We start from the raw sequence: 25,629 nt of genomic DNA, 5'->3' as shown, positions 1-25,629 counted from the left end.
AATTTATTCCTAATAATACATTATTAGTAAATTATATCTAAATTATTAACATTATATGTTATATTTATTGTATTTATTATGTTATATTACATATCTATATGTCATATCACTATTTTAAAGGATATATATAGAATAAATTTATTATGTTATACTACATATTAAATGATATTAAAAAAGGTTTCTTTAGTTATTATTAAAAAATTTTTTTCTAGTGATGAATTATATTTTTCAGAGCTGGCCTTTAATTTTCCATAAGATATCTTAGCCATATCTTTATCTTCCCATAGTATTTGTACATAAGTGATGTTTAAATTATCATAAGCAATTAAATCAATACTATTACTATTATCCCACCAAGAACCTATGGTTTGTGGTTTATATCCAAATGTACTATCTTTATTTTTAAGAATAAATTCTTTTATACATTTTTTATATGATTTAAAAACTATTTTACTAATAAATTCATCTTCAATAAGTTTAGTAACATCTTCAACATTTGAGGCTTTTAACTTAGCAAAATTTGGATAAATAAATGAAAACCAAAACTTTAAGGTATTATCTTCAATTTCGTATCTACCATATTTTGTTTTTCTAATATCTTCACCTAAAGGCACATTTTTACTTACAATCATCATATCAAGCAATTTTTGCATATATCTCGAAAGATAAGTAGATTTAACATCTAAGAATTGAGCAATATCTCCTATTTTAGTGTTTCCTAAAGATATTGCATGCAAAATAGAGGCATAAGCACCTATATCAGAAAGTTCATTTTTTAAAAGTCTAATACCATAGTCAAAAAGATAAGCATTTGAAGATAAAAATAAATTATAAATATTTTCACTAAAATTTTTTTTAGTATTATAATACTTTAGATTTGTAGTACTTGTTCCTAAAATAGAGTAAATATACAATAAATCTAGTTTATTTATTTCTGGAAAAAACTCTTTTAAAGCACTAAAATCTAAATATTTAAGTTTTATAATATTACTAACAAACTTATCAATATTTTTTTGTAGATTTTCATTAAAAAGTAAAGAAGAGGACACAATAAGTTGTATATTTCTATTTTTTAAATTTTTTTTCCAAAAGCTTAATAACTCAGACAATGCATTTTTATCAATTTTTTGTATATTTTGAAAATCATCAAAAATAATAACTAACTTTTTTTCAATTTCATGTTTTGATAAAAATTCCAAAACCTCTTTAAAGTTAGAAAAAGTAAACTTACAATCTTTTTGATCAAAATAGTTACTAATTATATTTGCTAAAGAAGTAAAAAAATGCGTATTTATCATTTCAAAATTAGATATAAAAAGTGTTTTTTTATCTTTTGTAAACTCATTTAAAAGTGCTGTTTTACCACTATTTTTTGCTCCATATATAAACTCAAAAGTTGCATAAGGTAGTTGATAATCATTGTTTAAAAGTCTTAATTCATCTTCTCTTTGTAGAAACATTTTTTTACTTTATTTTAAATTATCTTATTTTAACTTTTTTTATCTTACTTAACTTATAAATTGAAGAAGATATTTTTTCACTAAAACCATCTTTTTCATTTACTATAATATCACTATTTTCTAAAGCAAACTTTTCATCAAATTTATTTCCTGTAAGGTTTGCAGAAGTTGAATATAATATTTTAAACTTTGAAATAAAAGGATGAAATTTTGAATTTTTATCTATAAGTCTAAAAGATTTTTGATTTGGATAAATATATGTAGTTTTTGAAGCTCTTCTTACTTGTTTTCTAAAGTTTTTAGGCACTCTTGCATTTTGATTTAAAGTTTTAAAAGAATCGACCGTATTTAGTATTTTTTTACTTCTAGGTCTTTGTTTTACATCTGATAGTCTCTCATGTGAAGCACATGAGAAACCTACAGTTGTATCAGTTTGTACTAAATAAACTAATGATGAATTCATTAGTCCTCTAAAAATTCCTGAATAGATTGAACATTTACACCCTCAGTACTTTTCAGTGCTTTCATAGCCTCAATACAAGCTAATGCTGTTGCAGCAGTTGTACCATAAGGAACATTCTCTTTTAATACAGCTCTTCTAATATTTTTACCATCATCTTTTGATGATTCTTTTCCATCTGATGTATTAAATGCAAGTGCAATTTCACCATTTGTAATAGCATCAGTAATATTTGGTCTACCTTCACTAATTTTAAGAACTTTTTCACACTCAATACCAGCTTCTGTTATCACTTTATGAGTTCCACCAGTAGCAACTACAGAGAAACCTTCATCAACTAAACCTTTTGCAATTTCAGGAGCAAACTCTTTATCTAAATCACATAATGAAATAAATACTTTACCGCTTACAGGTAATCCATTTTTTGCAGCACTTTGTGCTTTAGCATAAGCTTCTCCAAAGTTATCTGAAATACCCATAACTTCACCTGTTGATTTCATCTCAGGAGTTAAAATTGGATCTGAACCTGATAATTTGTTAAATGGGAATACAGCTTCTTTAACAGCAATGTGACCTTTTAATTTAGGTTTTAATACACCATTATCTTCTTGTACAATATTTTTATCATATACTGCAAGTGCATCTCTTAAACTCTCACCCCACATAACTCTAGTAGCAATTTTAGCTAAAGGCATACCTGTTGCTTTTGATACAAAAGGTACAGTTCTTGAAGCTCTTGGATTAACTTCGATTAAGAAGATTTTACCTTTATGAATAGCATACTGAGTATTCATAAGACCAACAACACCAAGACCTAGTGCCATAGCTTTTGTTTTCTCTTCTAACTCTTTGATTAACTCTTCTGAAATTGATACAGGAGGTAAAGAACAAGCAGAATCACCTGAGTGAACACCAGCTTCCTCAATGTGTTGCATGATTCCACCAATATAAACTTCTTTTCCATCACAAATACAATCAACATCAAGTTCAATAGCTCTATCTAAGAATTTATCAATTAATACAGGTGCATCATTTGATACAGATACTGCTTCGTCCATATATTGCTTTAACTCATCAGTAGAATAAACGATTCTCATTCCTCTACCACCAAGTACGAATGAAGGTCTAACTAATACTGGATATCCAATTCTTTGGGCAATTTCAACTGCTTGTGTTACTTCAACAGCTGTTCCATTATCTGGTTGTAATAATCCTACTTTTTCAACAAAAGTTGAGAATTTTTCTCTATCTTCTGCTAAATCAATTACTTCTGCTGTAGTACCGATGATTTTACCACCAGCAGCATGAATAGCATTTGCTAATTTAAGAGGAGTTTGTCCACCAAAGTGTACGATAATTCCATCTGGTTGTTCTTGCTCAATTACAGATCTTACGTGTTCAAAATCAATTGGTTCAAAGTATAAAATATCAGAAGTATCATAGTCAGTTGATACAGTTTCTGGGTTACAATTGTACATAATTGTTTTAACACCCATTTCATTTAAAGCAAATGATGCGTGTACACAACAATAATCGAACTCAATACCTTGACCAATTCTGTTTGGTCCACCACCAATAATTAATACTTTTTTATCAGAAGACTTAGGTGCTTCACTTTTTGGTAATTTTGTAATATTTGTAGAAGAGTAAAGATATGGAGTTAAGGCTTTAAATTCAGCTGCACAAGTATCAACTTCGTTGTATTCAAAATCAATATTTAAAGCTTTTCTTGCACTATAAACTTCTTCTTCTGTTTTACCAATAAGTAGAGCTATCATAGCATCTGAGAAACCATTTGTTTTTGCTTCTCTCATAGCTTCTTCACTATTTAAAATAGTTTCACTAATTGATGTTTCAATGTTATAAATTTCTCTAAATTTAGATAAGAACCAAGGATCAATGTTACATAATTCAAATAGTTCTTCATTTGTAAGACCTTGTCTATATCCGTCCATTAGATATCTTAATCTATCAGCATTTGGTCTTCTAATTTCTGCTTTTATTTTTTCTAAATCATCACAAATAGGATCAAAGCCATGAATTCCTGTTTCCATAGAACATAAAGCTTTTTGAATTGATTCATTAAATGTTCTACCAATAGCCATAACTTCACCTACTGACTTCATACCAGTTGTAAGTGTAGAGTTTGCTTTAGGGAATTTTTCAAAAGTAAATCTTGGAATTTTTGTAACAACATAATCAATTACAGGTTCAAATGATGCAGTTGTACCAGTGATATCATTTTCAATTTCATCTAATGTAAATCCAACAGCTAATAAAGTTGCTACTTTGGCAATAGGATAACCTGTTGCTTTTGAAGCAAGAGCAGAAGATCTTGAAACTCTTGGATTCATTTCAATTACAATCATTCTTCCTGTTTTTGGACAAATTGAGAATTGTACGTTTGAACCACCTGTATCAACACCAATTTCTCTAAGAATAGCAAAAGAAGCATTTCTCATATCTTGATATTCTTTATCTGTAAGAGTTAAAGCAGGAGCAATTGTAGTAGAATCTCCTGTATGTACTCCCATAGGGTCTAAGTTTTCAATAGAACATACAATAATACAGTTATCTTTTCTATCTCTGATAACTTCCATCTCGTACTCTTTCCAACCAAGCATAGACTCCATAATCTCAATTTCGTTAATTGGAGATGCTTCAATACCCTCTTCTGCAAGTTTTTTGAACTCTTCCATATTATAAGCAACACCAGAACCACCACCAGCAAGGGTAAATGAAGCTCTTGAAATAACAGGGAAACCAATCTCTTTAGCTTTTGCTATTGCTTCTTCAACAGAATAAGCATTAGCACTTTTTGGTAAATCCATACCAATTTTAATCATCGCTTCATTGAAAAGATGTCTATCTTCACCTTTTTTAATTGCATCAGGATGTGCTCCAAGGAATTGTACTCCATCAAGCATACCTTTTTCATACATAGTAGTTGCTACATTTAATGCAGTTTGTCCACCCATAGTAGGTAAAATAGCATCAATATTTTCTTTTTCTATGATTTTAGCAACAACTTCTTCTGTAATAGGTTCAATATAAGTTTTGTCAGCAAATTCTGGATCAGTCATGATCGTAGCTGGATTTGAATTAATTAAAACAACTCTGTATCCTAGTTCTTTTAGCGTTTTAGTAGCTTGTGTACCTGAGTAGTCAAACTCACACGCTTGTCCAATTACGATTGGCCCAGAACCAATAAGTAAAATAGATTTTATATCTTCTCTTTTTGGCATAAAAAATTCCCCACATATTTTTTTATAAATTTGGGAAGTATAGCTAAAAAGGACTTAAACTAGGGTTACACGAAATGTATAAGAGAAATTTTCTTAAAAAAATAGCATTACTTTCTCATAATGCTATTTTTTTATAGTTTATGCTGTAGGTAAGTTAAATTTCTTTGTAGAAATAACACCCTCTTCATCAAATGAAAGGTAATATAAAACATCTTTTTTTACAGGAAGTCCTGCTAAATATCTAATAGCTAAATTTGCTTGAAGTGAACCAATATGCATTACAATAGGACAAGCAATACCATTTGGTTTTCTATCATTGATTTGGAAAACAGCTTCATAAGATGCTTTATCAAAGAAACATACCTGTCCATGAAATTCTTCAACACTACCATAAATCCAAGCTTGATTATTTTTCATGCAGTATTCATTTATAGCTGCTCTTGTTGGTAGATTGTCTGTTGCATCTATGATTAAATCAAACTCTAAACCTCTTGAAGCAAACTCTTCAAAGCTTTCATTGTAAGCTGTAACTTTTGTATAAGGACATCTATCCTCAACTAATTGCTTTAATACTTCACATTTAGCTTTTCCATCATCACCAACTTTAAAACCAATTTGTCTATGAATATTATGAACACCAACTTCATCAAAATCAACAAAAGCAAATTCTCCAATACCAGAAGCACCTAAAGCAATACCTAAAGTACAACCTAAACCTCCACTACCAATAATAGCTACTTTTTTGTCTTGTAAAGAGTCTTGTGTTTCTTCACCCCAAAGTTTTATCTGTCTGTTAAAAAATTCATGTATTTCACTCATGTTTAAATCCTTAGTAAATAAGTAAAGTTTATAAAAGTTATATTATCTTGTAATGATAACACATTTAGGTTAAATTTCTTTGACTTGTATCAAAATATAATCAAGTAAATAAGTTTAGATAATATTAAATTCTTGGTATTTGAAGGATAAACTGTGAACCTTTATACTTTTTTTGACTTATCTCATCGTAAAATTCTATATTTTTAGCTTCTATTTTGCCATTTAATTCTTGTGTTACTATTTTATATGTTAAATATAAACCTAAACCTACATTTTTAGATTTAAATTTTGTTGTTACGTATGGTTCAAAAATCCTATTTATAATTTCTTTTTTTATTCCACCTGCATTATCTTTTATTTGTATAATCAAAAAGTTTTTATTTTCAAAAAGTTCTATCAAAATCATCTTATTTTTTATATCTCTTTCTATAAACTTTTCTTTAGCATTTGTTAAAATATAATCTAAAATCTTTATAAATTCTTTTTTATATGTATATAAATATAAATTTTCTTTTAAATCAAAACTTATATTAATTCCTGAAAAATCATAAGTTAATAAAAAATCTTCTAATATTAAATCTATTTTTAACATTTCTTTTTTCTCATTAACTATATGTTTTTTAGAAAATTCTTCTATTATTTTTGATAAATATTGAGCATTATCATTTATGATTTGTCCATTTTTTATTATTTCACTTAATTCTATGTTTTCTTTTTTATACATTTGCATTGAAGTTGATAGTAAGGATATTATAGTTAGAGGTTGTCTCCAATGATGTGCTATATTTGACAGGAGTTCTTTTATAGATTTTTGCTTAGCTTGTTCTAAACCAAAATGAAGTTTTGATATCTTTTCTTCATAGTCATCTATTCTCTTAAGAAGTATTGTCTTTTTGTTTTTCATTTTAAAAAAAATAAAAGTTAAAAGTATAATATTAAAAAAAATCAACAAAATAAAAAATAATCTTAATTTATTTCCAATTATTCCAGCCACCTCATATTCATATATCTTTAAATAAAAAAAATAATTTAAACAACAAAATATTAAAAACACAATAAAATTCACTATTTTTTCTATCATACATAGACCTTTATAATCTTAGGAAAAGAAGCAATTTATATTAAAGTAAATTACTTTTATATTCTACAAATAAGAGAATTAAAGTTCTATTAATTAAATAATATTTTTAAATACAATTATGAAAAAAGGAACTAGATGAATATACACGAGAGAATAAATAGTTTAATACAAGAAAAGAATCTTACAAAAAGAGAATTTTCTAAGAGATTAAGAGATTTAGAACCTAAGCTAAATAGCACAGGAGAAACTCCTACAGAAAAAACTATTTATAAATATCTCGATGGAAGCAATGCAATTAAAATTGAACTTATTCCTTATATTGCGGAAGTTCTTCAAGTAACAGAGCAAGAGCTTTTTACAAACGATAAAAAAAGTAGAAAGAAATTTTTTCAAAATATTTTAAAATCTGCAACAAATGAAGAGTTACAGATGATAAAAAGTAAACTAGAAATAAAAGAGTATGAAAACTTTGTAGTAAATGAACCTAAAAGTGAATATAATAATTCAAAAAGTTTAGAAAATGAAGTTATTTCTCTTTTACCTTATGCTCCTAAACCACTACTTGAAAATTTAAAACTTAAATTAACTGAATTAAAAGAGTTTAATAACTCTATCTAAAATAATAAAATTTTACAAAATCCCCTCTTCTTGAAAACTATAAAAGCCCTCTTTTGTAAATATCAGATGATCAAGAAGTTCTATTCCTAGTATTTTTGCAGACTCTTTTAGTCTTTTTGTTACGTTTATATCTTCATTACTTGGTTTTAAAATACCACTTGGGTGGTTGTGAGCTACTATGATACTAGCACATCTTTTTTCTATGGCATAAGAAAAAACTTCCCTTGGATGTACCAAGCTTTGATTTAAAGTACCAATACTTATAACTTTTGTGTCTACTAGGTGATTTGCTCCATCAAGATAAAGAGCTAAGAAGTATTCTTGTTGTTTGTGATGATATTTTTTTAGTTCTTCATAGACTTGTTTAGAAGATGATATTTTTATCCTATTGTTTTTTATAAGATATCTTCTTGATAACTCTATAGCACTTACTATTTGACAAGCTTTTGCTTTTCCTAAACCATGTACTAAAAGAAGTTTTTGTAAATCTAAACTTTCAAAATCATTTTCAAATAGTTTAATTATCTCTTTTGAAAGTGTTATCACATCTTTATCTTTTACACCACTTCCAAGTAAAACTGCTAAAAGCTCATAATTTTTTAGATTAGCACTTCCTAGTTTTAGAAGTCTTTCCCTTGGTTTATCTATATTTTCTAATTTTTTTATACTACTCATGACTATACCTTATTTGACAAAAATATTTTACTATGTTATAATTTTTCATAATTCGCCTACGGGCACACCCGCTTTTTTAAGTGGGGCTAACTATTTTTTGACACTTCTCCACAATAAAATTGAAATCACTTTTATTTACAATTCCGACTTTATTCATAAGTCTTTTTATACTATACACTCTTAATTGTAATATCATCGCTGAATTATATACACATCCATTTTGTTTATTATCATATTTAAAAGAATGGAAATAGTCATTATTCTTTATAGTACTTGTCAATGGCACACCAATAAATAAATCACTTGTTAATCTTCTTATGATTATTACTGGTCTAGCGAAGTGTTTATCTTTCCCATACTTTTCACTTCCAATATTCAATCCAATCTTAGCCCAAAATATTTCTCTTAGTTTAATACCTAATTTTCTTTTATTTTTATTTGTAGTTTTCTTGATGCCATTCCAATCATCAAAGTCTTGTGTGAGTGTTTTCATAAACTTCTCCTATATAGAAGAAGTTTATCTAAGTTTACATAATAATATTATAAGTTATATATTAGTTTTTATTTTCAGTTGTAAAAATAAGTTTTGCTTCATCTAAAAGCTTTTGAGCTTCTTCTAACTCTTTCATTCCTGTTTTATATACTTCTAGTGAATCACTTAGTGTAATTTCTGGATTTGAAAGTTTATCTAAAAGATTTTTTGCTTTTATTATTTTATCTTCAAATACTAATTTTTCTTCTTTTATTTCTTCACTCATTTATTCTATTCCTTTTAAAATATCTCTTACATGGTCTTCAAACTTCTCAACCTCAACTAAAAATGAGTCATGTCCTGATTGGCTATCTACCATTTTATATGTTACTTGATTTTGCTTTCCAAGTTTTATCATAATATCTCTTATTTCTTCCATTTCTTCAGGGAAGAAAAGCATATCATCTCTAAAAGATATAAGGTGTAAATTACACTTAACTTTATCAAAAGAGTCTTCTAGTTTATCTTTATTTCTTGCTGCATCAAAGATATTCATTGTTTTACAAATATATAAATACGATAAAGGATCAAAAAACTTAGGAAAACTATATGAGTTATATTCTAAGTATCTTTCAACTTCAAATCTACCAAATAGTTCATATAAACCGTCTGTTCTTGAATACTCTCTTCCAAATTTATCATTGAATAATGTAGGACTTAAATATGCTATTAAGCCTGCCATTCTACCAATAGCAAGTCCTGGAAGTCCTTTGGCTTGTAAATCATCAGGTTCATAAAAACCATCTTTAAAAGCTGGGTCGTGTCTGATAGATTCTATTGCTATTTTATTTATAGCAATTGCCCATGGTCTTGTATATGCTGTTGTTGCCATAGCTATTACTGTATCGGAAAAATCAGGTTGTTCAATAGAATAACAAAGTGCTTGCATTCCACCCATAGAACCCCCAATAACAGCTTTTGCTTTTTTAATCCCTAATCTATCATAAAGCCTCATTTGAGCTTTTACAACATCTGAAATTGTAAGTATTGGAAATTTAAATCTATACTCTTTTCCAGTTGAGGGATCAATACTTAAAGGATTAGTTGACCCAAAGGTACTTCCTAAGTTATTAGAACAAATAACAAAATATTTAGTTGTATCTACTACTTTTCCATCACCTATAAACTTATCCCACCATCCAGGTTTTGCTTCGTTTGCATATCTTCCTGCTGCATGGTGTGAACCTGCTAGTGCATGACAGATTACAATTACATTTGATTTATCCTCATTTAGTTCTCCATAAGTTTCATATATCAACTCAAAAGACTCTAAAATCCTACCACTTTCTAAATGTAAAGGTTCTTCAAATTTTTCAGTTTTAGTCTCTATTCTCAAATTTTACCTATCTTCTTTAATATACTTAATATTTTTAATCCTATTTATATTAGCAAAATTTTTATAAGAATTTGGTTTAGTTATTATTTCTTAAAGAGCCTTTTTTAAGTCTTCTAGGCTGGTTTTCATCAAAGTCTGCCATGTTTTATTTGGACTCCATTGCTCAAATATAGATAAATCTATATTGTCAAAGGGAGTTTGAAGTATATACTTATGATATACATACATAAAAGCACTAACTCTATAGTTTTTAGCACAATGAACTAAAACTTTATTTGATCCTAAAGCTTGTAAAATATTAATAAAAAGCTTTAAATCACTTAATTTTGGTTCCTCAAAATCCACAGGTAAGTGAATATAACTCATTCCTAATTGACTTACTATTTTATCTTGATCTTCTATTGCATTTGAAGAGTTACATAAAGCTAAATTTATTACTACTTCAAACTCTTCTTCTTTTAATTTTTTAAACTGTTGTTTTGTTGGTTGTCCACTTGTATGTATTAGTTCATTTATCTTTATATAGTTTAAAAGTTCTTCCATTTTAAAACTCCTTTGCTACTTGCTCTACTTGTTTTAAATACTTTTGTTTTAATTCATCATTTATAAAAGCACTTTTAAAAGAGTTTTTTACAAGTGTTACAATATCTTCTTTATTTAAATCTATATTTTCATAAAGATTGAAAAAGTTTTGATTCATGTATCCTTTGAAGTAAGCTGGATCATCTGAATTTACTGTAACATTAAGCCCATAGTCTAAAAGCTCTTTTATATTATGTTCTTTATAGTTTTCAAATACTTTTAACTCTATATTTGAATTTGGACAAACCGTAAGAGGTATTTGCTCATCTTTTAGTCTTTTCATTAAAGTTTTGCTATTTATAGCTTGTACTCCATGGTCTATTCTTTGTATTTGAAGTAAATCAAGGGCATCTTCTATATAAGATACATCTCCTTCTTCTCCTGCGTGAGCAACTAGTTTAAAACCTTCTTCCTTTGCTTTTTTAAATACCTTTTCAAACTTCTTAGGAGGATTTCCAAGCTCTGATGAATCAAGTCCAATACCTATAATAATATCTTTATATGCTAAGGCTTCATTTAAAGTTTTAAAAGCTTCTTCTTGAGATAAATGTCTTAAAAAACACATGATTATTTCAGATGTAATTCCAAACTTTTCTTGTGCATCATCTAAGGCTTGTTTTATTCCACTTATTACTACATCAAAGCTTATATCTCTTTGGGTATGTGTTTGTGGATCAAAAAATATTTCTGTATGAACTACATTGTTTTCTTTACATTTTAAAATATATTCCCAAGTCATATCATAAAAATCTTGTTTTGTTATAAGTACATTTGCACCTGCATAATAAATATCTAAAAAACTTTGTAAATTTGTAAAGTTATAAGCAGTTTTTACTTCTTCTACACTTTTATATGGAATTTGTATTTTATTTCTTTTTGCTAGTTTAAACATAAGTTCAGGCTCTAAAGAACCCTCAATATGTAAATGTAGTTCTGCTTTTGGTAAAGCTTTAATTAATTCTTTCATATTTATTCCTACTTAATCTATTTATTTTCTTTCCAATCAAAATCCATTTGTTTTGCTGTTTTATACGCAAGCTTTTTATTTTTGATTTTACTTACTAGATACAAACTCATATCAATTCCAGCACTAATACCAGCTGAAGTAATTATATTTTTTTGTTCAACCCATCTTACATTTTCAATAACTTCAAGCTTTGGGAACTGTTTTCTTAAATCTTTTATATCTTCCCAATGAGTTGTAACTTTTTGTTTTTTAATAACCTTAGCTTTTGCTAATAAAAAAGCCCCTGTACAAACAGACGCTGTATATTGTGCATTTTCTGATTTGTGTTTTATCCAAGAGATTACATTTTGTTTTTTTAACTCTTTTTGATGAACTCCACCTACTACTATTAACACATCTAAAGTAGGACAGTCCGCAAAACTATACTTAGGATAAACGCTAAATCCACCCCTTGCTTGTATTGCTTTATTTTCTTCTGATACTAAAAAAACATTGAATTTATCTTTATTTTTTAAAAATCTTGATGCAGTTGAGAAAACCTCAAAAGGCCCACTAAAATCTAAAACTTCTGCATTTTCATAAATATATATTCCGATATTCAATAAATTTCCTTTTAAAAATTTTCGGAAGTATAACTAAACATATATAAACTTTCTTAATAGTTTTTTATACTGCTATGTTACAATTAGGAAAAAATTTGAAGGTTTTATTTTATGAAAATGATTATGGCAAGCTCACAAGAAGCTAAAAATGCTTATACACTTACAAGAGCTTTACAAAAAAGATTTGCACAAAAGCTAAATGAATTAAGTAAAAAATATGGACAAAACAAAGAGTTTGAAGAAGTTTTATGGTTAAGAGATGAAGGAACTCATGGAGGAGGAAGTAGATTTGAAGCTAGAGATGAGTCTTTATTTAATACTGCAAGTATAAATGTATCTCAAGTTCATTATGATGATATGAAAGAAAAAAAACTACAAAGTGCCACAGCTATTTCAACTATTATTCATCCAAATAATCCAAAACTTCCATCAATACATATACATATCTCACTTACTTGTTTAAGAGATTCTCATTCTTATTGGAGGGTTATGGCTGATTTAAATCCAAGTATAGAAAATGAAGATGACAAACAAAAGTTTGAAACAGCAATTAAAGAACTTTCAAAAGAAAAGTATGAAGAAGGTGTAAAACAAGGGGAAAAATACTTCTTTATTCCTACACTTAATAGGCACAGAGGAGTTAGTCACTTTTATTTAGAAAACTATAAAACTGATGATAAAAAAGCTGATTATGATTTTGCCATGAATTTTGGTGAGGGAATTATTGATACTTATGTTGAAATTTTAGAAAATGCTATACAACAAAGAGCTTTATTTAGTGTAGATGATATAAAACAACAATTAGATTATCATACTTTATACTTATTTCAAGTTCTAACACTTGATAGAGGAACAACCTCAGGACTTTTAGTACATAATCAAAATGATGCAGGTATTATGGGTTCTCTTCCTAAATATATAAATAAACAGTTATTAAATTCATGGATTACAAAAGTTCCAAATATTCAAAAATCTTTAGTTCAAGACTTAGTATCGTGCATAAGTGATAAAGGTTTAATTGATATTGATACTAAACTACGCTTAGCAAATAAAGTTAGAGAATTTTATAAGAATAATAAAGAAGCTTTAACACACCAAGCAAGTGGGAATACAATACCAAGTACTGTTCAAAATCATAAAAAATAATAATTTATTTTAGGTGCCTGTTATTTTTTTTAGATACCATGTTTAAAATAATAAATAAAGGAGTCAATATGGCTATACAAGAAAATCAAGTAGTAACAATGAATTACGAATTAAAAGTAAATGGAGAGGTAGTTGATAGCAATATTGGTAAAGATCCTTTAGAATTCACTTTTGGAATTGGGCAGTTAATTCCTGGTTTAGAATCAAGAATTAATGAAATGAATGAAGGTGATACAAAAGAAGTTACTGTACCAGCAGCAGAAGCTTATGGAGAATATAACCCTGAAGCAAAACAAGCTTTACCTAAAGAACAATTTGGAGATATGGAACTAGAAGTTGGTATGTCACTACAAGGTCAAGGTGAAAATGGTCAACCAATTCAAGTTGTTGTTGATGAGATTAGAGACAATGAAATTGTAGTTGATTTTAACCATCCTTTAGCAGGACAAGAATTAAACTTCTCTATTACTATTAATACAATTATCTAAATTATAAAACCCCAAGACTACTTGGGGTTTACTCTCTTAAATACTTTATAAAATAACTAACTAAATTTATTTCTTTTATGATTTTTATTACAGCAACTTATTTATAAACATTTGGTTATAATTTCAAAAAAAGGAGAGGTATGAGTAATATTAAAAAATTAGAAGAACTATTAAAAACAGATGTACTTGTAGAAGTAAATGAAACTATTAATGAACTTGAAATAAATATAAAATCTGCCAGTAAAAAAGATGCTAAAGACTTAAAAGCTGAATTAGAATATATAAAGCAAGTAAAACAATACTTTGATGAGGTTATTTTAGATATACAAAATGATAAATTAACAGAAGAACAAGCACTTGATATTTTGGAAGGTCTTGAAGATATGAGAACAGAAAACCAAGAGGTTTAAAATGGATTTAGAAGTATTTGAAATAATAAACATACTAGGTCTTATAATAGGTCTTGCTTTTGGAGCAATAGCTCAAAAAAAACAGTTTTGTTTTAGTGGCTCAATCAAAGACTATATGTTAACAAAATCTACTAAAAGAGGTTCTTCTGTACTTATGGCTATGATTATAGCTATTATATCTACTACAATAGTTGCACACTACTTTGAGATAGATTTAACTGAGTCAAACTATTATAGAGAAAATATAAATTATTTTTCTATTATTATTGGTGGAGCTTTATTTGGTGCAGGAATGATGATAGCTGATGGTTGTGGAAATAGACAACTTGTAAAGTTTGCACAAGGTGATCCAAATGCACTAATAGCTTTAGTATTTATAGGTATTTTTGCCTTTGCTACTGCAAATGGACTTTTAAATGGTTTCTTTTCACCCATTACTAAAAATGAAACTTTACTTAGCTGGTCTGCAATACTTGGAAATGTAACTATGAATGTTTATTTTGTAGTTGGTATTTTAGTTTTAATTCTTGCATTTGTTATTAAAAGAACAAAAAGATTAATTAGCTTAATTGATGGCTTTTTAATTGGTCTTTTAATTGCAGCTTCATGGTATGTAACAGGAGTTATGGGTGAAGAGAGTATTGAAAGAATGATTGAATTAAATGGTATTACTTTTATATATCCTACTGCCAAAACTTTTGAGTTATTTAGTTTCTATCAAGTAAATGTTCTAACATTTAATATTGCTGTTGTAATTGGTGTTGTTTTAGGAGCTTTTGCTATGTCTAAAATAAATAGACAATATAGCTTTGGATGTACAGCAAACCAAAATATAAATAGATCAAAATACAATATGTTTGGTGGTGCACTTATGGGAACAGGTGGTGTTTTATCAATAGGATGTACAGTTGGTCAAGGGCTTACGGGTCTTTCTACTTTAGCTTTAGCTTCTGCTGTTGCGATTATTTCTATTTTTATAAGTGCAGTTATCACTGCTAAATACTTAAATAAAAGAGATAAACTACCTATGTGTTTTATCTTTGACTGGGATGATAATACACCTGATTATCAAATCTAAAACTTAATATTTGGGTTCTTCCCAAGTATTAATAAAATCACTTTTCTTATTTGCTTTATTATTGGATAAGCAATCTTTTTAAAAAGCCAAGTATCTACTAAAAACAATTTTTTTTCACTTAATTTGTCTAAAAATATAACTGCATCACTTCCTTGTAAAATCTTCTTTTCATCTATAAAGATTATAAAACCTTCATTTATATCAAAGCCTTTTTCTTTGAATAATAGAATATCTTTTTGATTTTCTCTTGCATTTAATATATTTACTTCATGATTTTGTTTTAACTTTAAAATCTGAGCATATTTTCTACAAAAAGGACACTCTTTATCATAATATAGTTTTATTTGCATTTTATGCCTTTTATTTATTATGTATTATATATCATAAATATTGTATACTTCATTTAATTTAAACAAAGGAAACTATTTGAATATAGATATGACTAAAGTAGCAAATGTAATTTTATATATGTTACATAAGCAAGTAAAACATCTAAATGACAAAAAACTATCAATAATGCTTTTTTTAATGGATTTTAACCATTCAAAACATTGTGGAAGTAAAATCTTTAATGAAGAGTACATAAAAGCAGCTAGAAATCCAGAACCTGCCGTTTTAAGTGAATTATTTGACATAATCGCAAATGAAGAAGACTTAGACGAAGAAGATCCAAGACTATTTTTAATTCAAGAATTATTAGACTACTTAGATATTGAAGTAAAAGCAAATGATAAATTTATTGAGTTAAAATTTATCAAAATGGAAGAAGAGTTTGATGAAGAATTGTTTGAAAAAGAAGAATTAACTACAATCCATAAAGTTGTAGAAAAATACCTAGAAACTTCTCCTAGAAATACAGCAAATGATTGTTTTAAAATTGAAGAAGTAAGAGCTACTCCAAAAGGAGAGATTATAATCTAATGAATATTAGAAGTGCTCTTTAAAGTTCAAAATATCATCATAAGTTAGATTTAAATTCTGCTTTTGGTTTTTTTGCAAGATAGGGTTCATTAAAGCGCCCTGCTCTTGTATATGAGGAATACCTACTAAATGAGCTATCTCATGGGCTAAAATTGCTTTTAGTTCTTTTAGATTATCAAAGCCATAAATTTCTATTTTATTCATACTATTTGTTACTGTTTTTTCTTTTATAGTAACTCCATCTTTTACATAGGTTTTTAAAACTATTTGTTTCTCACCTATTGCTTGACCTTTTACTTTTTTAAATCCTCTATTTAAAGACTCAATTTCATTAGCTAAATTATGATAATTTTGAATATGAGTATTATATAAATGAACTTTATTATTAAAACTATTTACTAGTCTTTTTAAAGCCCTTCTCTCTACTCTTAACTCTTTTAGTTTTTGATTTATAACTACTTTTTTAGCTTTTACATAAGTTTGTATTTTTTCATACTCTTCTTTTGATATATTTCTTCTTTGATTTACTTTATGAATATAGCTATTTAACTCTTCTGTTTTTTTATTTACTTCTTTTTCTAGGGATTTATAGTTTTTTGTTTGTCTATCTATTGTAAGTTTTTTAGAAGTGAACTCTTTTTGATAGGCATGTATTTTTTCTTTTTTTCTTTCAAATCTATTCATAGCTCTGTTTATTCTTCTTTCCATACTTGATGGTTTTACATAAAGAATATCTATAGGTTTTCCCATAGAAGAGTAATCAAACACATCGAAGCCAAGTTTTGACTCAAAATGCTCTTCTATTTCATCTAAAATAGTTTTTAATTGCCTTTCATTGATTTTATCTTTATAATAACTATCAATTTTTCCAATTCTTACTTCTTGAAAACCTGCATATAAAGATGATGCTATAAATAGTGTTGAAAATACTGTTTTTTTAATCATAAAGGCATTTTATTCAAAAAATATTTAGATACTATTTAGTAGTAATGCTAAAGCACTTAAAATTAATAGACTTCCCATAAATATATTGAAAACTTTTATTTTTAAAGGTGTATTAAAAAATATACTTGCCTTATGTCCTAAAATACCCCATAAACTTAAACATATATAACAAACAATAAAATACATAATAATAAAAATAACAAGTAAAGAAAATTTTTTTATTGTACAAAATTGAGTTGATACTCTTTTGGAGTTGTAGCTACAAAGTTTAAAAAGTTTCTATGTAAATGACTTTGATCATAAAAACCAGACTCTAAAGCAGTTTCAACTATACTCATCCCCTCTTTTAAACATACTCTTGCATGATTTACTCTTAAATTTAATAAGTATGAATGAGGTGTAATATTTAAATGCTTTTTGAAAAGTCTTATTATATAGTATTCATTTAAATCAAAACTATCTGATATATCCTTTAAAGTGATATTTTCTTTATAGTTCTTATCTATAAAAGCCTTAATCTCTTCAAACCTTTTATCTGTTTTAAATTCCCCATCTTTTTTTAGATATAAAGCAAAAAAGTCTAAGAAAAATTCTATGAGTTCATTTTCTTTATCCTCTATGCTATTATCTCCATAAATAAACTCACATAAATTTAGAAATCTATTATAAAACTCTTTTGATTCTAATATTTTTTTATCTACAGCTACAAATTTTGATATACGATTATTTATGATTTTTTGTATTTTTGAGCACCAAGAAGTATCTAAATACATCATATAATATTTATTCAAAGTACTTCCACAAGAATTACAAGAATGAAGCTCATAAGGATTCATGATACTTAGTCTATTTTTATCAAGAATAAACTTCTTATTTTGATTGGTATAAATACTTAAACCCTCTTTATTTATACCTAAAGAAAAAGAAGAATGAAAATGCTTTTTATAGTGCTTATTTGAATTTGAATATCTAAGTTGAAGAAAAGGAAGTTTCTTATTTGAGTATATTTTAGTAAATATCTTATTCATAAAACTGCCTTTTTATATAAGTATATCTCAATAGAATTTTTATCTCTTGTATAAAATTGACATAACTATTGATTTTTCATTTTTAAAAGACCCAATCCCATAAATATAAATAATCCACCTGTTATTTTATTTACAATATTTATTCTTCTTTGATTTTTGAAAAATGCTTTTGATTTTTTCGATATGTAAGAATAAGTACATAAAGAAGAAAATGAAATAAATAGAAAAATGCCTGTCATTATGAAAAACTGCGGAGCAATAGAACTATTTAAATCTAAAAACTGTGGAAAAATCGCTGTAAAAAATAGTATTGGCTTTGGATTTGTTACGGCAAGAATAAAAGATTCTAAGAAATATGACTTTTTACTTTTTACTATCTTTTCATCTTCTAAATCAGAGATATTAAAACCTCCTTTATTTCTTAAAAATTTATAACCTAAATATATTAAGTATAAAGCTCCAAGTATTTTCACAATCATAAATAGTGTTGATGATGTCTTTAAAATAACACCTAAACCTAAAATAGATGCCGTAGATAAGATAAATAACCCAATAATATTTGCAAGTGAACTTATCATAACTGTTTTCATATCAGCTCTTAGACCATTTACAATTGCTAAAATTATTGCAGGGCCTGGACTTGTAACATAAAAAAATGTTACAGTTGTATAAACTAATAATGTTTCAATATTCATATTTTTCCTTTATAATCTTTATTTTACCACTTTGGATTAAACCCTACTCTTTTACCATCATCTGTAGTATGTTCTTCAAGTGAGTTTTCTTTTGATTGTATTACCATATAGGTCATAATTTCATTAGAATCATTTCTAATACCTCTTTCACCTTTAGGAGCTACTCTTATAACTGAACCTTCTTTTATTTCAAAACAATCTTCATCAACTTGAAAATAGCCAAAGCCTTTTAAGATAATATATGTTTCTTCATTTTTTGTATGAATATGAAAGTATGGCTGTTCAGTATTAGGAGCTAAAGAATTAAATGATATTTCTGTACCAGTAGCTTTTGTAGCATCTTTTAAAAATACTTTTCCTTCAATTTTTTGCTTATTTACTTTATGAATCAATGAGTATTTCATTAAATTATCTAAATTTCCAAGATCTACTGCTGTATAGTTTTCTTTATCAGCTATATTTTCAATTGTTGTCATTTTTATCCTAAATATTTAATTGTATATTTTTACTTATAACTAAATTAGATTTATATTATGATAAAATTCAAAAAACAATATAAAATGGCAAATATGAATACAAATATACTTGATATAATAGATAAACAAATTATTGATTTAATAAATGATAAACAAACATATACCTTTGAACAATTAAAACAAAAAGTTGAAGAGATACTAAAAAATGTTGATATATTTTTGATTGAAGATGAGCTTAACACAAAAGCCGTAGATTTATACCTAAAAAACGTCATAACGAAAAGAAATAATATTCAAAAAGAAAATGAAAAATCAAAAATAAATAATTCAAAAGAGACTAAATATAAATTAATTGAAAATATTTGTAAAAATTATGAATTTTCAACGCAAGAAGAGCTTATAAAAAAAATAGAAGAGTTAGAAAAAAAATCAAACTTAGAACTAGACAAAATCAATAATAGTATTAAAACTAAGAGCTAAAGCAAAAGCTTTAACTCTTAAAACTTACTACTACTTTTCAATAGCAGCAAACATATCAGTAGTTACTTCTGATACGTCTTTTGTACCATCAAGTTCTACAATAACACCCATGTTAGTATAGAAATCAATTAATGGAGCAGTTTGCTCATGATAAGCTGCTAATCTTTTTGTTACAGTCTCTTCTGTATCATCAGCTCTTTGGATTAGATCTTCTTCTTTTTCATCTGTTGGTGGGTTAAATTTCATGTGGTAGATTTTACCAGTAACTTTAGAAGTTCTTCTTCCTGTAATTCTTTCTACGATTAATTCATCTGGAACATTTAAAGAAATAACCTTATCTAAAGAAATTCCCATATCGTTCATTAAAGCATTTAAAGCTTCTGCTTGTGGTAACGTTCTTGGGAAACCATCAAGGATAAAACCTTTTTTACAATCTTCTTGAGCCAATCTATCTTTAATAATACCAATAATAGTTGAATCAGGAACTAATTGCCCTTCATCCATAAATTTTTTAGCTTCCATACCCATTTCAGTTTTATCAGCTATAGCAGCTCTTAAGATATCACCTGTTGAAATTTGAGGGATATCATACTTTTCAATTAAAAATTTTGCTTGTGTACCTTTTCCTGCACCTGGTGCACCAAATAACATTAAATTCATATTAGATTTCCTTGATTTTCTTTTACGTGATTGTATAAAAAAAGTAGTTAATAACACCTAAGACAGATTAATTAGATATACAAATTAAATATCTATCTTATAAACTTTTTTAAATTTTCTAATTTTAGTTCTTACATTTTTCATAGGTGCTGATGTATTTAACTGTATCATTCTTCCTAAAGTATAGTTTTTATACCAGTTGCTTCCATATAATTCATCATTGTCTAAAGATGAAACTAATTTTAATATACTATTTATCGTATTTTCAAATTCTAATAGCAATTCTGAATATGAATATTGTTTATAACTCAAATAAAAATGTTGTGCCAAAGAGCCTAACTCATTCCATTTAAAACCACTTTCAGGAAAATCAACTTCCAAATTTTTTGATTTTTTATCATACCATTTAAGAACAAGCCTACCCCAACCTATTAAGTAAGATAAAGTATCAGATACATTTATTTTGGTATTTTTTAAATTACCCTCAATTTCATTTATTTGAATATAATCTAAAGATATTTTTTTATAATCAGAAATAAGTTTATGAAAAGCATCTTCAATTGATTTAGATAAATTATCTTTATTTGTTGAGATAGTAGATACTTTTTTCATATAATTTCTTTACTACTTTTTACTTTTCTTTTTAGAAGCTTTTGCAGCTTTTCTTTTTGCTTTTTTCTTAGCTAATTGACCATTAGTACTTTTTCTAGCATTTACTATTTGCTCTTTTTGATTTTTATCTTGTGAAAAAGCAACTCTTGTGGCATTTTTATTTTGATTTCCTTTAGCTGCTAATTTATCACCTTTTGTAGTTTTTACACTAGATATATTTAATTCTTTTCCAGACATTTTCAACCTTATTTTTAAAGTTTGGTATTGTAGTTAAATTTTCATAAAAAGTAGAAATATTAATCTTCTTTTTTAGGTGCTGGTAAAATATTATTAAAATCATAAGGTACAATATCATGTTCAATTTTTTCAGTGAAATCATATAGCTTTATACATATACCAAATAAAATAAGCCATACAAAAACTTGATTTATAATAGGAATTGAAAAAACAATACCAATAATAACACCTAAAATTCCAAGCTTAATTAAATAGCCATCAATATCTTTTTGCTTAGCTAATTTATAATATTTTTTTACCTTATCTAACATAATAGCTTCCTTTTTATAAATAATAGTACCATTTATAGATAAAAAAAGTGAAAAAATAGGATAAAAATATTGATAAATTTTCAAATATTCTAGAGAAAAGTTTAAAAAGTTTTATTCTATAATCATTTTTTAACTATAATCCAAATAAAAATAGGAATTTTAATGAGCGAGAAATCAAACGAATTTTTACAAAGAGCAGATGAACACATAGCAGTTGCTAATGAACAATTAGAAAGAGGATTAACTTTAGGAGAAGTAAGTGCTTCACTTATGTATGGTTCAGCTAGATTTACTACTTATATGACATGTACATCATTTGACAATGCAGAAGATATGTTAGCTGAAAAAGAAAAAATTATTGAGTATTTTACAAAAGAGTATAAATTAGCATTAGAAGAACATATAAATAATTTTGCTGTTACACATGACTTTTCACAAAACCCTTAATAAGTGATTTTCTAAGCTTAAAACTATAGTAAATCCTAAAGTTAAAAGATAAGCTTCATTTTTATCAGTTAAAGTCTCTTTTAAAACTTTAGAAGAGACTTCCAACTACCAGTATTATGTACATTTTCAAAGCCCTTTGTAATCAAAAGTCGTCTTGCTAAAGCACTTCTACTACCACTAGCACAACAAACAATTATAGGTTTACTATTGTCTAACTCATCTATTCTTGATTTTAAAGAACCTAAAGGAATATTGATACTTCCTTCTTTATTACCTTCTATAAACTCACCTTTGGTTCTAACATCAATAATCTGCCCACCCTCTTCTAAAAGTGATGGTACAAGTTTTAATACCTTATATTGAGTATATTTTTTATAAAATATGAAAGCTACTATTACAAGAATTGGATAGATTATCATTTCATTCATAAATTTTCCTAATTAATTTTTTGTGATGATGATTATATCTATTTTGGTTTAATTCTAACACTTTAAATTTATCTATTGACATTATCTAGCATAAAAGATATACTTAGGATATACATTAAGGAGTTAAAATGACTGCTAAAATTTCAAAATGGGGTAACTCTCAAGGACTTAGAGTACCAAAAGACATAATGGAAAGTTTACAACTTCATATTGGAGATAATGTAAATATTACAATAGTAGATGGTAAAGCAATTATTGAACCTATCAGACAAGATATTCCAGATTATGATTTAAATGAACTAATATCTAAAATACCACAAGACTATAAAGCAAATGAAGAGTTTGATACAACAATAGGAAAAGAGGAATGGTAAAAAACTATATTCCTAAAAAAGGAGATTTAGTAATACTTACGTTTGACCCACAAGCTGGACATGAACAAAAAGGTCGAAGACCAGCACTAATTATCAGTAATGAAGCCTTTAATAAAACTTTAGGATTAGCAATAGCTTGCCCTATCACAAATACAAATAGAGACTTCCCTTTTCATGTAAAACTTAAAAGTGAAAACCTAACAGGCTTTATAATGACTGAACAAATTAAATCTATTGATTATAATGCTAGAAAAGTGAAGTTTGTAGAGAAAATAAATGAAAATACTTTAAATCAAGTTCTTGGAATCACTAAGAGTGTGATTTTTTAAATTATACAAAAATTTCAATTTCTTACTCTTAGTGTAAATCCGACATACTTTATAGTCATTGATAGCTTTTCACAAAATCTTTAGAAAAACTCTTTTACTCCAAATTAAGAATTTAGGAATAAGTTAAATATTATATCCCAAGAATTTTTAAATTTTTTCATATTCGTCACAACGACCACTACTTCTAATCCCTAAATGTTTTAAATTTATCAAGTTATTAAATTTTAGTAATTCTTAAATTTGCATCTCGTGTAGTCTCTTCAAATGCAATATTTTGTATTTCAATCTTTTGTTCATCTGAGATACTAGAATTATTTAATGCTTCATGTAATCTTGACTTAGTAATTGTCAAGAAAGTTGTCTCTGGAACTTTTGTAAATAAGTATTCCTCACTTCTGAAACTTTCTAATCCATTATTAGTTAATGATGAATACATTTCTAATCGTTTTGATTCATATCTTTCACTTAATTCATTTAATTCATTTTTTATTTCAGTAATTTCTCTTGCAATACTTTCAATTGACATATTATCCCTTTTTTTATTTTTATATAATTAATAATTATATAATATTTTCTACTAGAAATAACTTTAAAAGTGATGTTAGAAGTATTAGATTTTAGATTTAGTCAAGGCGAAGAGTGATTTTTTCTCGGAGTGTACACAAAGTACATGAGAATAAAAAATCAATCTTCAACGCAGAATAAGTTTAAAAGATGATGTTTATAACATCACTTTTAAACATGGTAATTAGGAGCTTCGTTAGTAATAGTTACATCATGTACATGAGACTCTTTAAGTCCAGCAGATGTAATCTCTACAAATTCAGCTTTTTCTTGGAATGTTGGAATATCTTTAGAACCTAAGTAACCCATAGAAGCTCTAAGTCCACCTACCATTTGGTGAATGATATCTTTTACACTTCCTCTGTAAGCTACTCTACCTTCAATTCCTTCAGGTACTAACTTATCAGCTGCTGTTCCTTCTTGGAAATATCTATCATTACTTCCTTTTGTCATTGCACCGATAGAACCCATTCCTCTATAAGTTTTGAATTTTCTTCCTTGGAATAATACAACTTCACCTGGAGACTCATCAGTACCTGCTAAAGCAGAACCCATCATACAAGCAGATGCACCAACTGCTAAAGCTTTAGCAACATCACCAGAGTATTTGATACCACCATCAGCGATAACAGGAACACCTAATTTTTTACCAGCAGCTGCACACTCATCAATTGCAGAAATTTGAGGAACACCTACACCTGCAACAATTCTAGTTGTACAAATAGAACCAGGTCCAATACCAACCTTAACAGCGTCAGCACCAGCTGCAATTAAGTCTTCAGTTGCTTCAGCAGTAGCAACATTACCTGCAATAACATCAACATCAAATTCAGCTTTTATAGCCTTTACACTATCTAAAATACCTTTTGAATGTCCATGAGCAGAATCAAGAACTAATACATCTACACCTACATCAACAAGTGCTTTTACTCTGTCCATTTGTCCTACACCAATTGCAGCACCAACTCTTAGTCTTCCAAATTCATCTTTGTTTGCATTTGGATATTCTCTTTTTTTATTAATATCTTTAATTGTAATTAAACCAATTAATTTATTATTTTCACCAACAATTGGTAATTTCTCAATTTTATTTGCATGCATTACATCAGCAGCTTCATCTAAAGTTGTACCTTCTTTAGCAACAACAAGTGGCATAGCTGTCATTTTTTCTTTTGCTAATAAACTAAAATCTTTAGTAAATCTCATATCTCTATTTGTTAAGATACCTAATAAAGTATTATTTTCATCAACAACTGGAACACCTGATATTTTATAAGAAGCCATGATATCTTCTGCATCTTGTAAAGTTTGTTCAGGACCAATTGTAATAGGATCTATAATCATTCCTGATTCAGATTTTTTAACTTTCTTACATTGTAATGCTTGTGATTCAATATCCATATTTTTATGAATAATACCAATTCCTCCAAGTCTTGCCATAGCAATAGCAGCTTGGTATTCTGTTACTGTATCCATAGCAGCTGATACAAATGGAATATTTAATTCAATATTTTTTGTAAGCTTAGTTTTAATACAAACTTCTTTTGGTAATACTTCTGATTTTGCTGGTACTAATAAAACGTCTTCAAATGTTAATGCTCTTTTTCTAATTCTCATAATATA

34 protein-coding genes are annotated in these 25,629 nt (G+C 27.1%); 10 read left to right on the top strand and 24 right to left on the bottom strand.

The features are described from left to right. Positions 1-158 precede the first annotated feature (158 nt). The 5 genes from ACH5BK_RS00855 to ACH5BK_RS00835 form a co-directional block, all read right to left on the bottom strand. Positions 159-1,460 (bottom strand): ATP-binding protein, encoded by a 1,302-nt coding sequence (locus tag ACH5BK_RS00855; protein ID WP_404303858.1) that lies wholly within the window; start codon positions 1,458-1,460, stop codon positions 159-161. A 19-nt stretch (positions 1,461-1,479) separates the two neighbouring features. Next, complete coding sequence (locus tag ACH5BK_RS00850) at positions 1,480-1,923, bottom strand: Sua5 YciO YrdC YwlC family protein (protein WP_404303857.1); 444 nt, start codon at positions 1,921-1,923, stop codon at positions 1,480-1,482. Continuing rightward, the gene (gene carB, locus ACH5BK_RS00845; RefSeq protein ID WP_404303855.1) at positions 1,923-5,165 is read right to left on the bottom strand and encodes a carbamoyl-phosphate synthase large subunit; all 3,243 of its coding nucleotides are present in this window, start codon (positions 5,163-5,165) and stop codon (positions 1,923-1,925) included. Before carB ends, ACH5BK_RS00850 begins: the two co-directional genes overlap by 1 nt. A 138-nt stretch (positions 5,166-5,303) precedes the next feature. Further along, on the bottom strand, positions 5,304-5,984 hold the full coding sequence (locus ACH5BK_RS00840; RefSeq protein ID WP_404303853.1) for a HesA/MoeB/ThiF family protein: 681 nt from the start codon (positions 5,982-5,984) through the stop codon (positions 5,304-5,306). A gap of 124 nt (positions 5,985-6,108) precedes the next feature. Continuing rightward, a complete protein-coding gene (locus ACH5BK_RS00835; protein ID WP_404303851.1) occupies positions 6,109-6,888 on the bottom strand; it encodes a sensor histidine kinase in 780 nt (259 codons plus the stop codon). A 312-nt stretch (positions 6,889-7,200) separates the two neighbouring features. Here ACH5BK_RS00835 and ACH5BK_RS00830 point away from each other — a divergent pair, with 312 nt between their 5' ends. After that, the gene (locus ACH5BK_RS00830; RefSeq protein ID WP_404303850.1) at positions 7,201-7,683 is read left to right on the top strand and encodes a hypothetical protein; all 483 of its coding nucleotides are present in this window, start codon (positions 7,201-7,203) and stop codon (positions 7,681-7,683) included. Between the two features lie 12 nt (positions 7,684-7,695). On the opposite strand, the gene radC is transcribed toward ACH5BK_RS00830, so the two are convergent. The 7 genes from radC to ACH5BK_RS00795 all read right to left on the bottom strand — a co-directional run bounded on the left by radC (position 7,696) and on the right by ACH5BK_RS00795 (position 12,377). Further along, entirely contained in the window at positions 7,696-8,358 is a 663-nt protein-coding gene (radC, locus tag ACH5BK_RS00825; RefSeq protein WP_404303849.1) for a DNA repair protein RadC, read from the bottom strand. Between the two features lie 76 nt (positions 8,359-8,434). After that, the gene (locus ACH5BK_RS00820) at positions 8,435-8,851 is read right to left on the bottom strand and encodes a type II toxin-antitoxin system PemK/MazF family toxin (protein ID WP_404303848.1); all 417 of its coding nucleotides are present in this window, start codon (positions 8,849-8,851) and stop codon (positions 8,435-8,437) included. Positions 8,852-8,912: 61 nt separating this feature from the next. Next, on the bottom strand, positions 8,913-9,116 hold the full coding sequence (gene xseB / locus ACH5BK_RS00815) for an exodeoxyribonuclease VII small subunit (RefSeq protein ID WP_404303847.1): 204 nt from the start codon (positions 9,114-9,116) through the stop codon (positions 8,913-8,915). Then, the gene (locus ACH5BK_RS00810) at positions 9,117-10,226 is read right to left on the bottom strand and encodes a homoserine O-acetyltransferase (protein WP_404303846.1); all 1,110 of its coding nucleotides are present in this window, start codon (positions 10,224-10,226) and stop codon (positions 9,117-9,119) included. A gap of 90 nt (positions 10,227-10,316) precedes the next feature. Next, positions 10,317-10,769 carry a protein tyrosine phosphatase family protein gene (locus ACH5BK_RS00805; protein ID WP_404303845.1) on the bottom strand — a complete coding sequence of 151 codons (453 nt, stop codon included), beginning with the start codon at positions 10,767-10,769 and terminating at the stop codon, positions 10,317-10,319. A gap of 1 nt (position 10,770) precedes the next feature. Further along, positions 10,771-11,775 carry an adenosine deaminase gene (locus ACH5BK_RS00800; protein ID WP_404303843.1) on the bottom strand — a complete coding sequence of 335 codons (1,005 nt, stop codon included), beginning with the start codon at positions 11,773-11,775 and terminating at the stop codon, positions 10,771-10,773. 17 nt (positions 11,776-11,792) lie between these two features. Beyond that, entirely contained in the window at positions 11,793-12,377 is a 585-nt protein-coding gene (locus ACH5BK_RS00795; protein WP_404303842.1) for a DJ-1/PfpI family protein, read from the bottom strand. Between the two features lie 111 nt (positions 12,378-12,488). Here ACH5BK_RS00795 and ACH5BK_RS00790 point away from each other — a divergent pair, with 111 nt between their 5' ends. From ACH5BK_RS00790 to ACH5BK_RS00775, 4 genes are all read left to right on the top strand, one after another. Beyond that, positions 12,489-13,523: a coproporphyrinogen III oxidase gene (locus tag ACH5BK_RS00790; protein ID WP_404303840.1), complete on the top strand. Its 1,035-nt coding sequence runs from the start codon at positions 12,489-12,491 to the stop codon at positions 13,521-13,523. Between the two features lie 68 nt (positions 13,524-13,591). Further along, on the top strand, positions 13,592-14,011 hold the full coding sequence (locus ACH5BK_RS00785; RefSeq protein WP_404303838.1) for a peptidylprolyl isomerase: 420 nt from the start codon (positions 13,592-13,594) through the stop codon (positions 14,009-14,011). Between the two features lie 140 nt (positions 14,012-14,151). Continuing rightward, positions 14,152-14,421, top strand: coding sequence for a hypothetical protein (locus ACH5BK_RS00780; protein ID WP_404303836.1), 270 nt, complete (start codon positions 14,152-14,154; stop codon positions 14,419-14,421). A gap of 1 nt (position 14,422) precedes the next feature. Then, entirely contained in the window at positions 14,423-15,499 is a 1,077-nt protein-coding gene (locus tag ACH5BK_RS00775; RefSeq protein WP_404303834.1) for a YeeE/YedE family protein, read from the top strand. Here ACH5BK_RS00775 and ACH5BK_RS00770 read toward each other — a convergent pair. Then, positions 15,496-15,849: a DCC1-like thiol-disulfide oxidoreductase family protein gene (locus ACH5BK_RS00770; protein WP_404303832.1), complete on the bottom strand. Its 354-nt coding sequence runs from the start codon at positions 15,847-15,849 to the stop codon at positions 15,496-15,498. The two genes, ACH5BK_RS00775 and ACH5BK_RS00770, sit on opposite strands and share 4 nt — an antisense overlap. A 76-nt stretch (positions 15,850-15,925) precedes the next feature. Between ACH5BK_RS00770 and ACH5BK_RS00765 the strand changes: the two genes are divergently transcribed. After that, positions 15,926-16,420, top strand: coding sequence for a type II toxin-antitoxin system antitoxin SocA domain-containing protein (locus ACH5BK_RS00765; protein WP_404303830.1), 495 nt, complete (start codon positions 15,926-15,928; stop codon positions 16,418-16,420). A 6-nt stretch (positions 16,421-16,426) separates the two neighbouring features. Here the strand turns inward: ACH5BK_RS00765 and ACH5BK_RS00760 are convergent, their stop codons facing one another. The 4 genes from ACH5BK_RS00760 to ACH5BK_RS00745 form a co-directional block, all read right to left on the bottom strand. Next, positions 16,427-17,365: a matrixin family metalloprotease gene (locus ACH5BK_RS00760; protein WP_404303828.1), complete on the bottom strand. Its 939-nt coding sequence runs from the start codon at positions 17,363-17,365 to the stop codon at positions 16,427-16,429. Positions 17,366-17,583: 218 nt separating this feature from the next. Beyond that, complete coding sequence (locus ACH5BK_RS00755) at positions 17,584-18,393, bottom strand: AraC family transcriptional regulator (RefSeq protein ID WP_404303826.1); 810 nt, start codon at positions 18,391-18,393, stop codon at positions 17,584-17,586. A 65-nt stretch (positions 18,394-18,458) separates the two neighbouring features. After that, on the bottom strand, positions 18,459-19,088 hold the full coding sequence (locus ACH5BK_RS00750; protein ID WP_404303825.1) for a LysE family translocator: 630 nt from the start codon (positions 19,086-19,088) through the stop codon (positions 18,459-18,461). A 23-nt stretch (positions 19,089-19,111) separates the two neighbouring features. Continuing rightward, on the bottom strand, positions 19,112-19,564 hold the full coding sequence (locus ACH5BK_RS00745) for a cupin domain-containing protein (protein WP_404303824.1): 453 nt from the start codon (positions 19,562-19,564) through the stop codon (positions 19,112-19,114). Positions 19,565-19,621: 57 nt separating this feature from the next. Here ACH5BK_RS00745 and ACH5BK_RS00740 point away from each other — a divergent pair, with 57 nt between their 5' ends. Then, positions 19,622-20,044 (top strand): hypothetical protein, encoded by a 423-nt coding sequence (locus ACH5BK_RS00740; RefSeq protein WP_404303823.1) that lies wholly within the window; start codon positions 19,622-19,624, stop codon positions 20,042-20,044. A gap of 30 nt (positions 20,045-20,074) precedes the next feature. Here ACH5BK_RS00740 and ACH5BK_RS00735 read toward each other — a convergent pair whose 3' ends face one another. The 4 genes from ACH5BK_RS00735 to ACH5BK_RS00720 form a co-directional block, all read right to left on the bottom strand. Beyond that, a complete protein-coding gene (locus ACH5BK_RS00735; protein WP_404303821.1) occupies positions 20,075-20,704 on the bottom strand; it encodes an adenylate kinase in 630 nt (209 codons plus the stop codon). Between the two features lie 84 nt (positions 20,705-20,788). After that, complete coding sequence (locus ACH5BK_RS00730; RefSeq protein WP_404303820.1) at positions 20,789-21,316, bottom strand: ClbS/DfsB family four-helix bundle protein; 528 nt, start codon at positions 21,314-21,316, stop codon at positions 20,789-20,791. 12 nt (positions 21,317-21,328) lie between these two features. Beyond that, a complete protein-coding gene (locus ACH5BK_RS00725; RefSeq protein WP_404303819.1) occupies positions 21,329-21,553 on the bottom strand; it encodes a hypothetical protein in 225 nt (74 codons plus the stop codon). A gap of 59 nt (positions 21,554-21,612) precedes the next feature. After that, positions 21,613-21,864 (bottom strand): hypothetical protein, encoded by a 252-nt coding sequence (locus ACH5BK_RS00720; protein WP_404303818.1) that lies wholly within the window; start codon positions 21,862-21,864, stop codon positions 21,613-21,615. A gap of 162 nt (positions 21,865-22,026) precedes the next feature. Here ACH5BK_RS00720 and ACH5BK_RS00715 point away from each other — a divergent pair, with 162 nt between their 5' ends. Further along, complete coding sequence (locus ACH5BK_RS00715; protein WP_404303816.1) at positions 22,027-22,311, top strand: DUF3144 domain-containing protein; 285 nt, start codon at positions 22,027-22,029, stop codon at positions 22,309-22,311. 80 nt (positions 22,312-22,391) lie between these two features. On the opposite strand, the gene ACH5BK_RS00710 is transcribed toward ACH5BK_RS00715, so the two are convergent. Beyond that, on the bottom strand, positions 22,392-22,739 hold the full coding sequence (locus tag ACH5BK_RS00710) for a rhodanese-like domain-containing protein (protein WP_404303815.1): 348 nt from the start codon (positions 22,737-22,739) through the stop codon (positions 22,392-22,394). 128 nt (positions 22,740-22,867) lie between these two features. Between ACH5BK_RS00710 and ACH5BK_RS00705 the strand changes: the two genes are divergently transcribed. Beyond that, positions 22,868-23,113: an AbrB/MazE/SpoVT family DNA-binding domain-containing protein gene (locus ACH5BK_RS00705; protein ID WP_404303813.1), complete on the top strand. Its 246-nt coding sequence runs from the start codon at positions 22,868-22,870 to the stop codon at positions 23,111-23,113. Next, positions 23,107-23,442 (top strand): type II toxin-antitoxin system PemK/MazF family toxin, encoded by a 336-nt coding sequence (locus ACH5BK_RS00700; RefSeq protein WP_404303812.1) that lies wholly within the window; start codon positions 23,107-23,109, stop codon positions 23,440-23,442. Before ACH5BK_RS00705 ends, ACH5BK_RS00700 begins: the two co-directional genes overlap by 7 nt. A gap of 217 nt (positions 23,443-23,659) precedes the next feature. Here the strand turns inward: ACH5BK_RS00700 and ACH5BK_RS00695 are convergent, their stop codons facing one another. Continuing rightward, the gene (locus ACH5BK_RS00695; RefSeq protein ID WP_404303811.1) at positions 23,660-23,968 is read right to left on the bottom strand and encodes a hypothetical protein; all 309 of its coding nucleotides are present in this window, start codon (positions 23,966-23,968) and stop codon (positions 23,660-23,662) included. A gap of 209 nt (positions 23,969-24,177) precedes the next feature. Next, positions 24,178-25,623, bottom strand: a complete 1,446-nt coding sequence (guaB, locus tag ACH5BK_RS00690; RefSeq protein WP_404303810.1) for an IMP dehydrogenase — start codon at positions 25,621-25,623, stop codon at positions 24,178-24,180. Positions 25,624-25,629: the final 6 nt, after the last annotated feature.

It is taken from the genome of Arcobacter sp. YIC-80 (assembly GCF_044841725.1).
GTDB lineage: Bacteria > Campylobacterota > Campylobacteria > Campylobacterales > Arcobacteraceae > Arcobacter_B.
This window is presented reverse-complemented; position numbering and strand designations above follow the sequence as displayed.

Bases quoted from the DNA above. Each gene is read 5' to 3' on its own strand.
- ACH5BK_RS00855 (WP_404303858.1), bottom strand. From the start codon at position 1,460: ATGTTTCTACAAAGAGAAGATGAATTAAGACTTTTAAACAATGATTAT.
- ACH5BK_RS00850 (WP_404303857.1), bottom strand. From the start codon at position 1,923: ATGAATTCATCATTAGTTTATTTAGTACAAACTGATACAACTGTAGGT.
- carB (WP_404303855.1), bottom strand. From the start codon at position 5,165: ATGCCAAAAAGAGAAGATATAAAATCTATTTTACTTATTGGTTCTGGG.
- ACH5BK_RS00840 (WP_404303853.1), bottom strand. From the start codon at position 5,984: ATGAGTGAAATACATGAATTTTTTAACAGACAGATAAAACTTTGGGGT.
- ACH5BK_RS00835 (WP_404303851.1), bottom strand. From the start codon at position 6,888: ATGAAAAACAAAAAGACAATACTTCTTAAGAGAATAGATGACTATGAA.
- ACH5BK_RS00830 (WP_404303850.1), top strand. From the start codon at position 7,201: ATGAATATACACGAGAGAATAAATAGTTTAATACAAGAAAAGAATCTT.
- radC (WP_404303849.1), bottom strand. From the start codon at position 8,358: ATGAGTAGTATAAAAAAATTAGAAAATATAGATAAACCAAGGGAAAGA.
- ACH5BK_RS00820 (WP_404303848.1), bottom strand. From the start codon at position 8,851: ATGAAAACACTCACACAAGACTTTGATGATTGGAATGGCATCAAGAAA.
- xseB (WP_404303847.1), bottom strand. From the start codon at position 9,116: ATGAGTGAAGAAATAAAAGAAGAAAAATTAGTATTTGAAGATAAAATA.
- ACH5BK_RS00805 (WP_404303845.1), bottom strand. From the start codon at position 10,769: ATGGAAGAACTTTTAAACTATATAAAGATAAATGAACTAATACATACA.
- ACH5BK_RS00800 (WP_404303843.1), bottom strand. From the start codon at position 11,775: ATGAAAGAATTAATTAAAGCTTTACCAAAAGCAGAACTACATTTACAT.
- ACH5BK_RS00790 (WP_404303840.1), top strand. From the start codon at position 12,489: ATGAAAATGATTATGGCAAGCTCACAAGAAGCTAAAAATGCTTATACA.
- ACH5BK_RS00785 (WP_404303838.1), top strand. From the start codon at position 13,592: ATGGCTATACAAGAAAATCAAGTAGTAACAATGAATTACGAATTAAAA.
- ACH5BK_RS00780 (WP_404303836.1), top strand. From the start codon at position 14,152: ATGAGTAATATTAAAAAATTAGAAGAACTATTAAAAACAGATGTACTT.
- ACH5BK_RS00775 (WP_404303834.1), top strand. From the start codon at position 14,423: ATGGATTTAGAAGTATTTGAAATAATAAACATACTAGGTCTTATAATA.
- ACH5BK_RS00770 (WP_404303832.1), bottom strand. From the start codon at position 15,849: ATGCAAATAAAACTATATTATGATAAAGAGTGTCCTTTTTGTAGAAAA.
- ACH5BK_RS00760 (WP_404303828.1), bottom strand. From the start codon at position 17,365: ATGATTAAAAAAACAGTATTTTCAACACTATTTATAGCATCATCTTTA.
- ACH5BK_RS00755 (WP_404303826.1), bottom strand. From the start codon at position 18,393: ATGAATAAGATATTTACTAAAATATACTCAAATAAGAAACTTCCTTTT.
- ACH5BK_RS00750 (WP_404303825.1), bottom strand. From the start codon at position 19,088: ATGAATATTGAAACATTATTAGTTTATACAACTGTAACATTTTTTTAT.
- ACH5BK_RS00745 (WP_404303824.1), bottom strand. From the start codon at position 19,564: ATGACAACAATTGAAAATATAGCTGATAAAGAAAACTATACAGCAGTA.
- ACH5BK_RS00740 (WP_404303823.1), top strand. From the start codon at position 19,622: ATGATAAAATTCAAAAAACAATATAAAATGGCAAATATGAATACAAAT.
- ACH5BK_RS00735 (WP_404303821.1), bottom strand. From the start codon at position 20,704: ATGAATTTAATGTTATTTGGTGCACCAGGTGCAGGAAAAGGTACACAA.
- ACH5BK_RS00730 (WP_404303820.1), bottom strand. From the start codon at position 21,316: ATGAAAAAAGTATCTACTATCTCAACAAATAAAGATAATTTATCTAAA.
- ACH5BK_RS00725 (WP_404303819.1), bottom strand. From the start codon at position 21,553: ATGTCTGGAAAAGAATTAAATATATCTAGTGTAAAAACTACAAAAGGT.
- ACH5BK_RS00720 (WP_404303818.1), bottom strand. From the start codon at position 21,864: ATGTTAGATAAGGTAAAAAAATATTATAAATTAGCTAAGCAAAAAGAT.
- ACH5BK_RS00715 (WP_404303816.1), top strand. From the start codon at position 22,027: ATGAGCGAGAAATCAAACGAATTTTTACAAAGAGCAGATGAACACATA.
- ACH5BK_RS00710 (WP_404303815.1), bottom strand. From the start codon at position 22,739: ATGAATGAAATGATAATCTATCCAATTCTTGTAATAGTAGCTTTCATA.
- ACH5BK_RS00705 (WP_404303813.1), top strand. From the start codon at position 22,868: ATGACTGCTAAAATTTCAAAATGGGGTAACTCTCAAGGACTTAGAGTA.
- ACH5BK_RS00700 (WP_404303812.1), top strand. From the start codon at position 23,107: ATGGTAAAAAACTATATTCCTAAAAAAGGAGATTTAGTAATACTTACG.
- ACH5BK_RS00695 (WP_404303811.1), bottom strand. From the start codon at position 23,968: ATGTCAATTGAAAGTATTGCAAGAGAAATTACTGAAATAAAAAATGAA.
- guaB (WP_404303810.1), bottom strand. From the start codon at position 25,623: ATGAGAATTAGAAAAAGAGCATTAACATTTGAAGACGTTTTATTAGTA.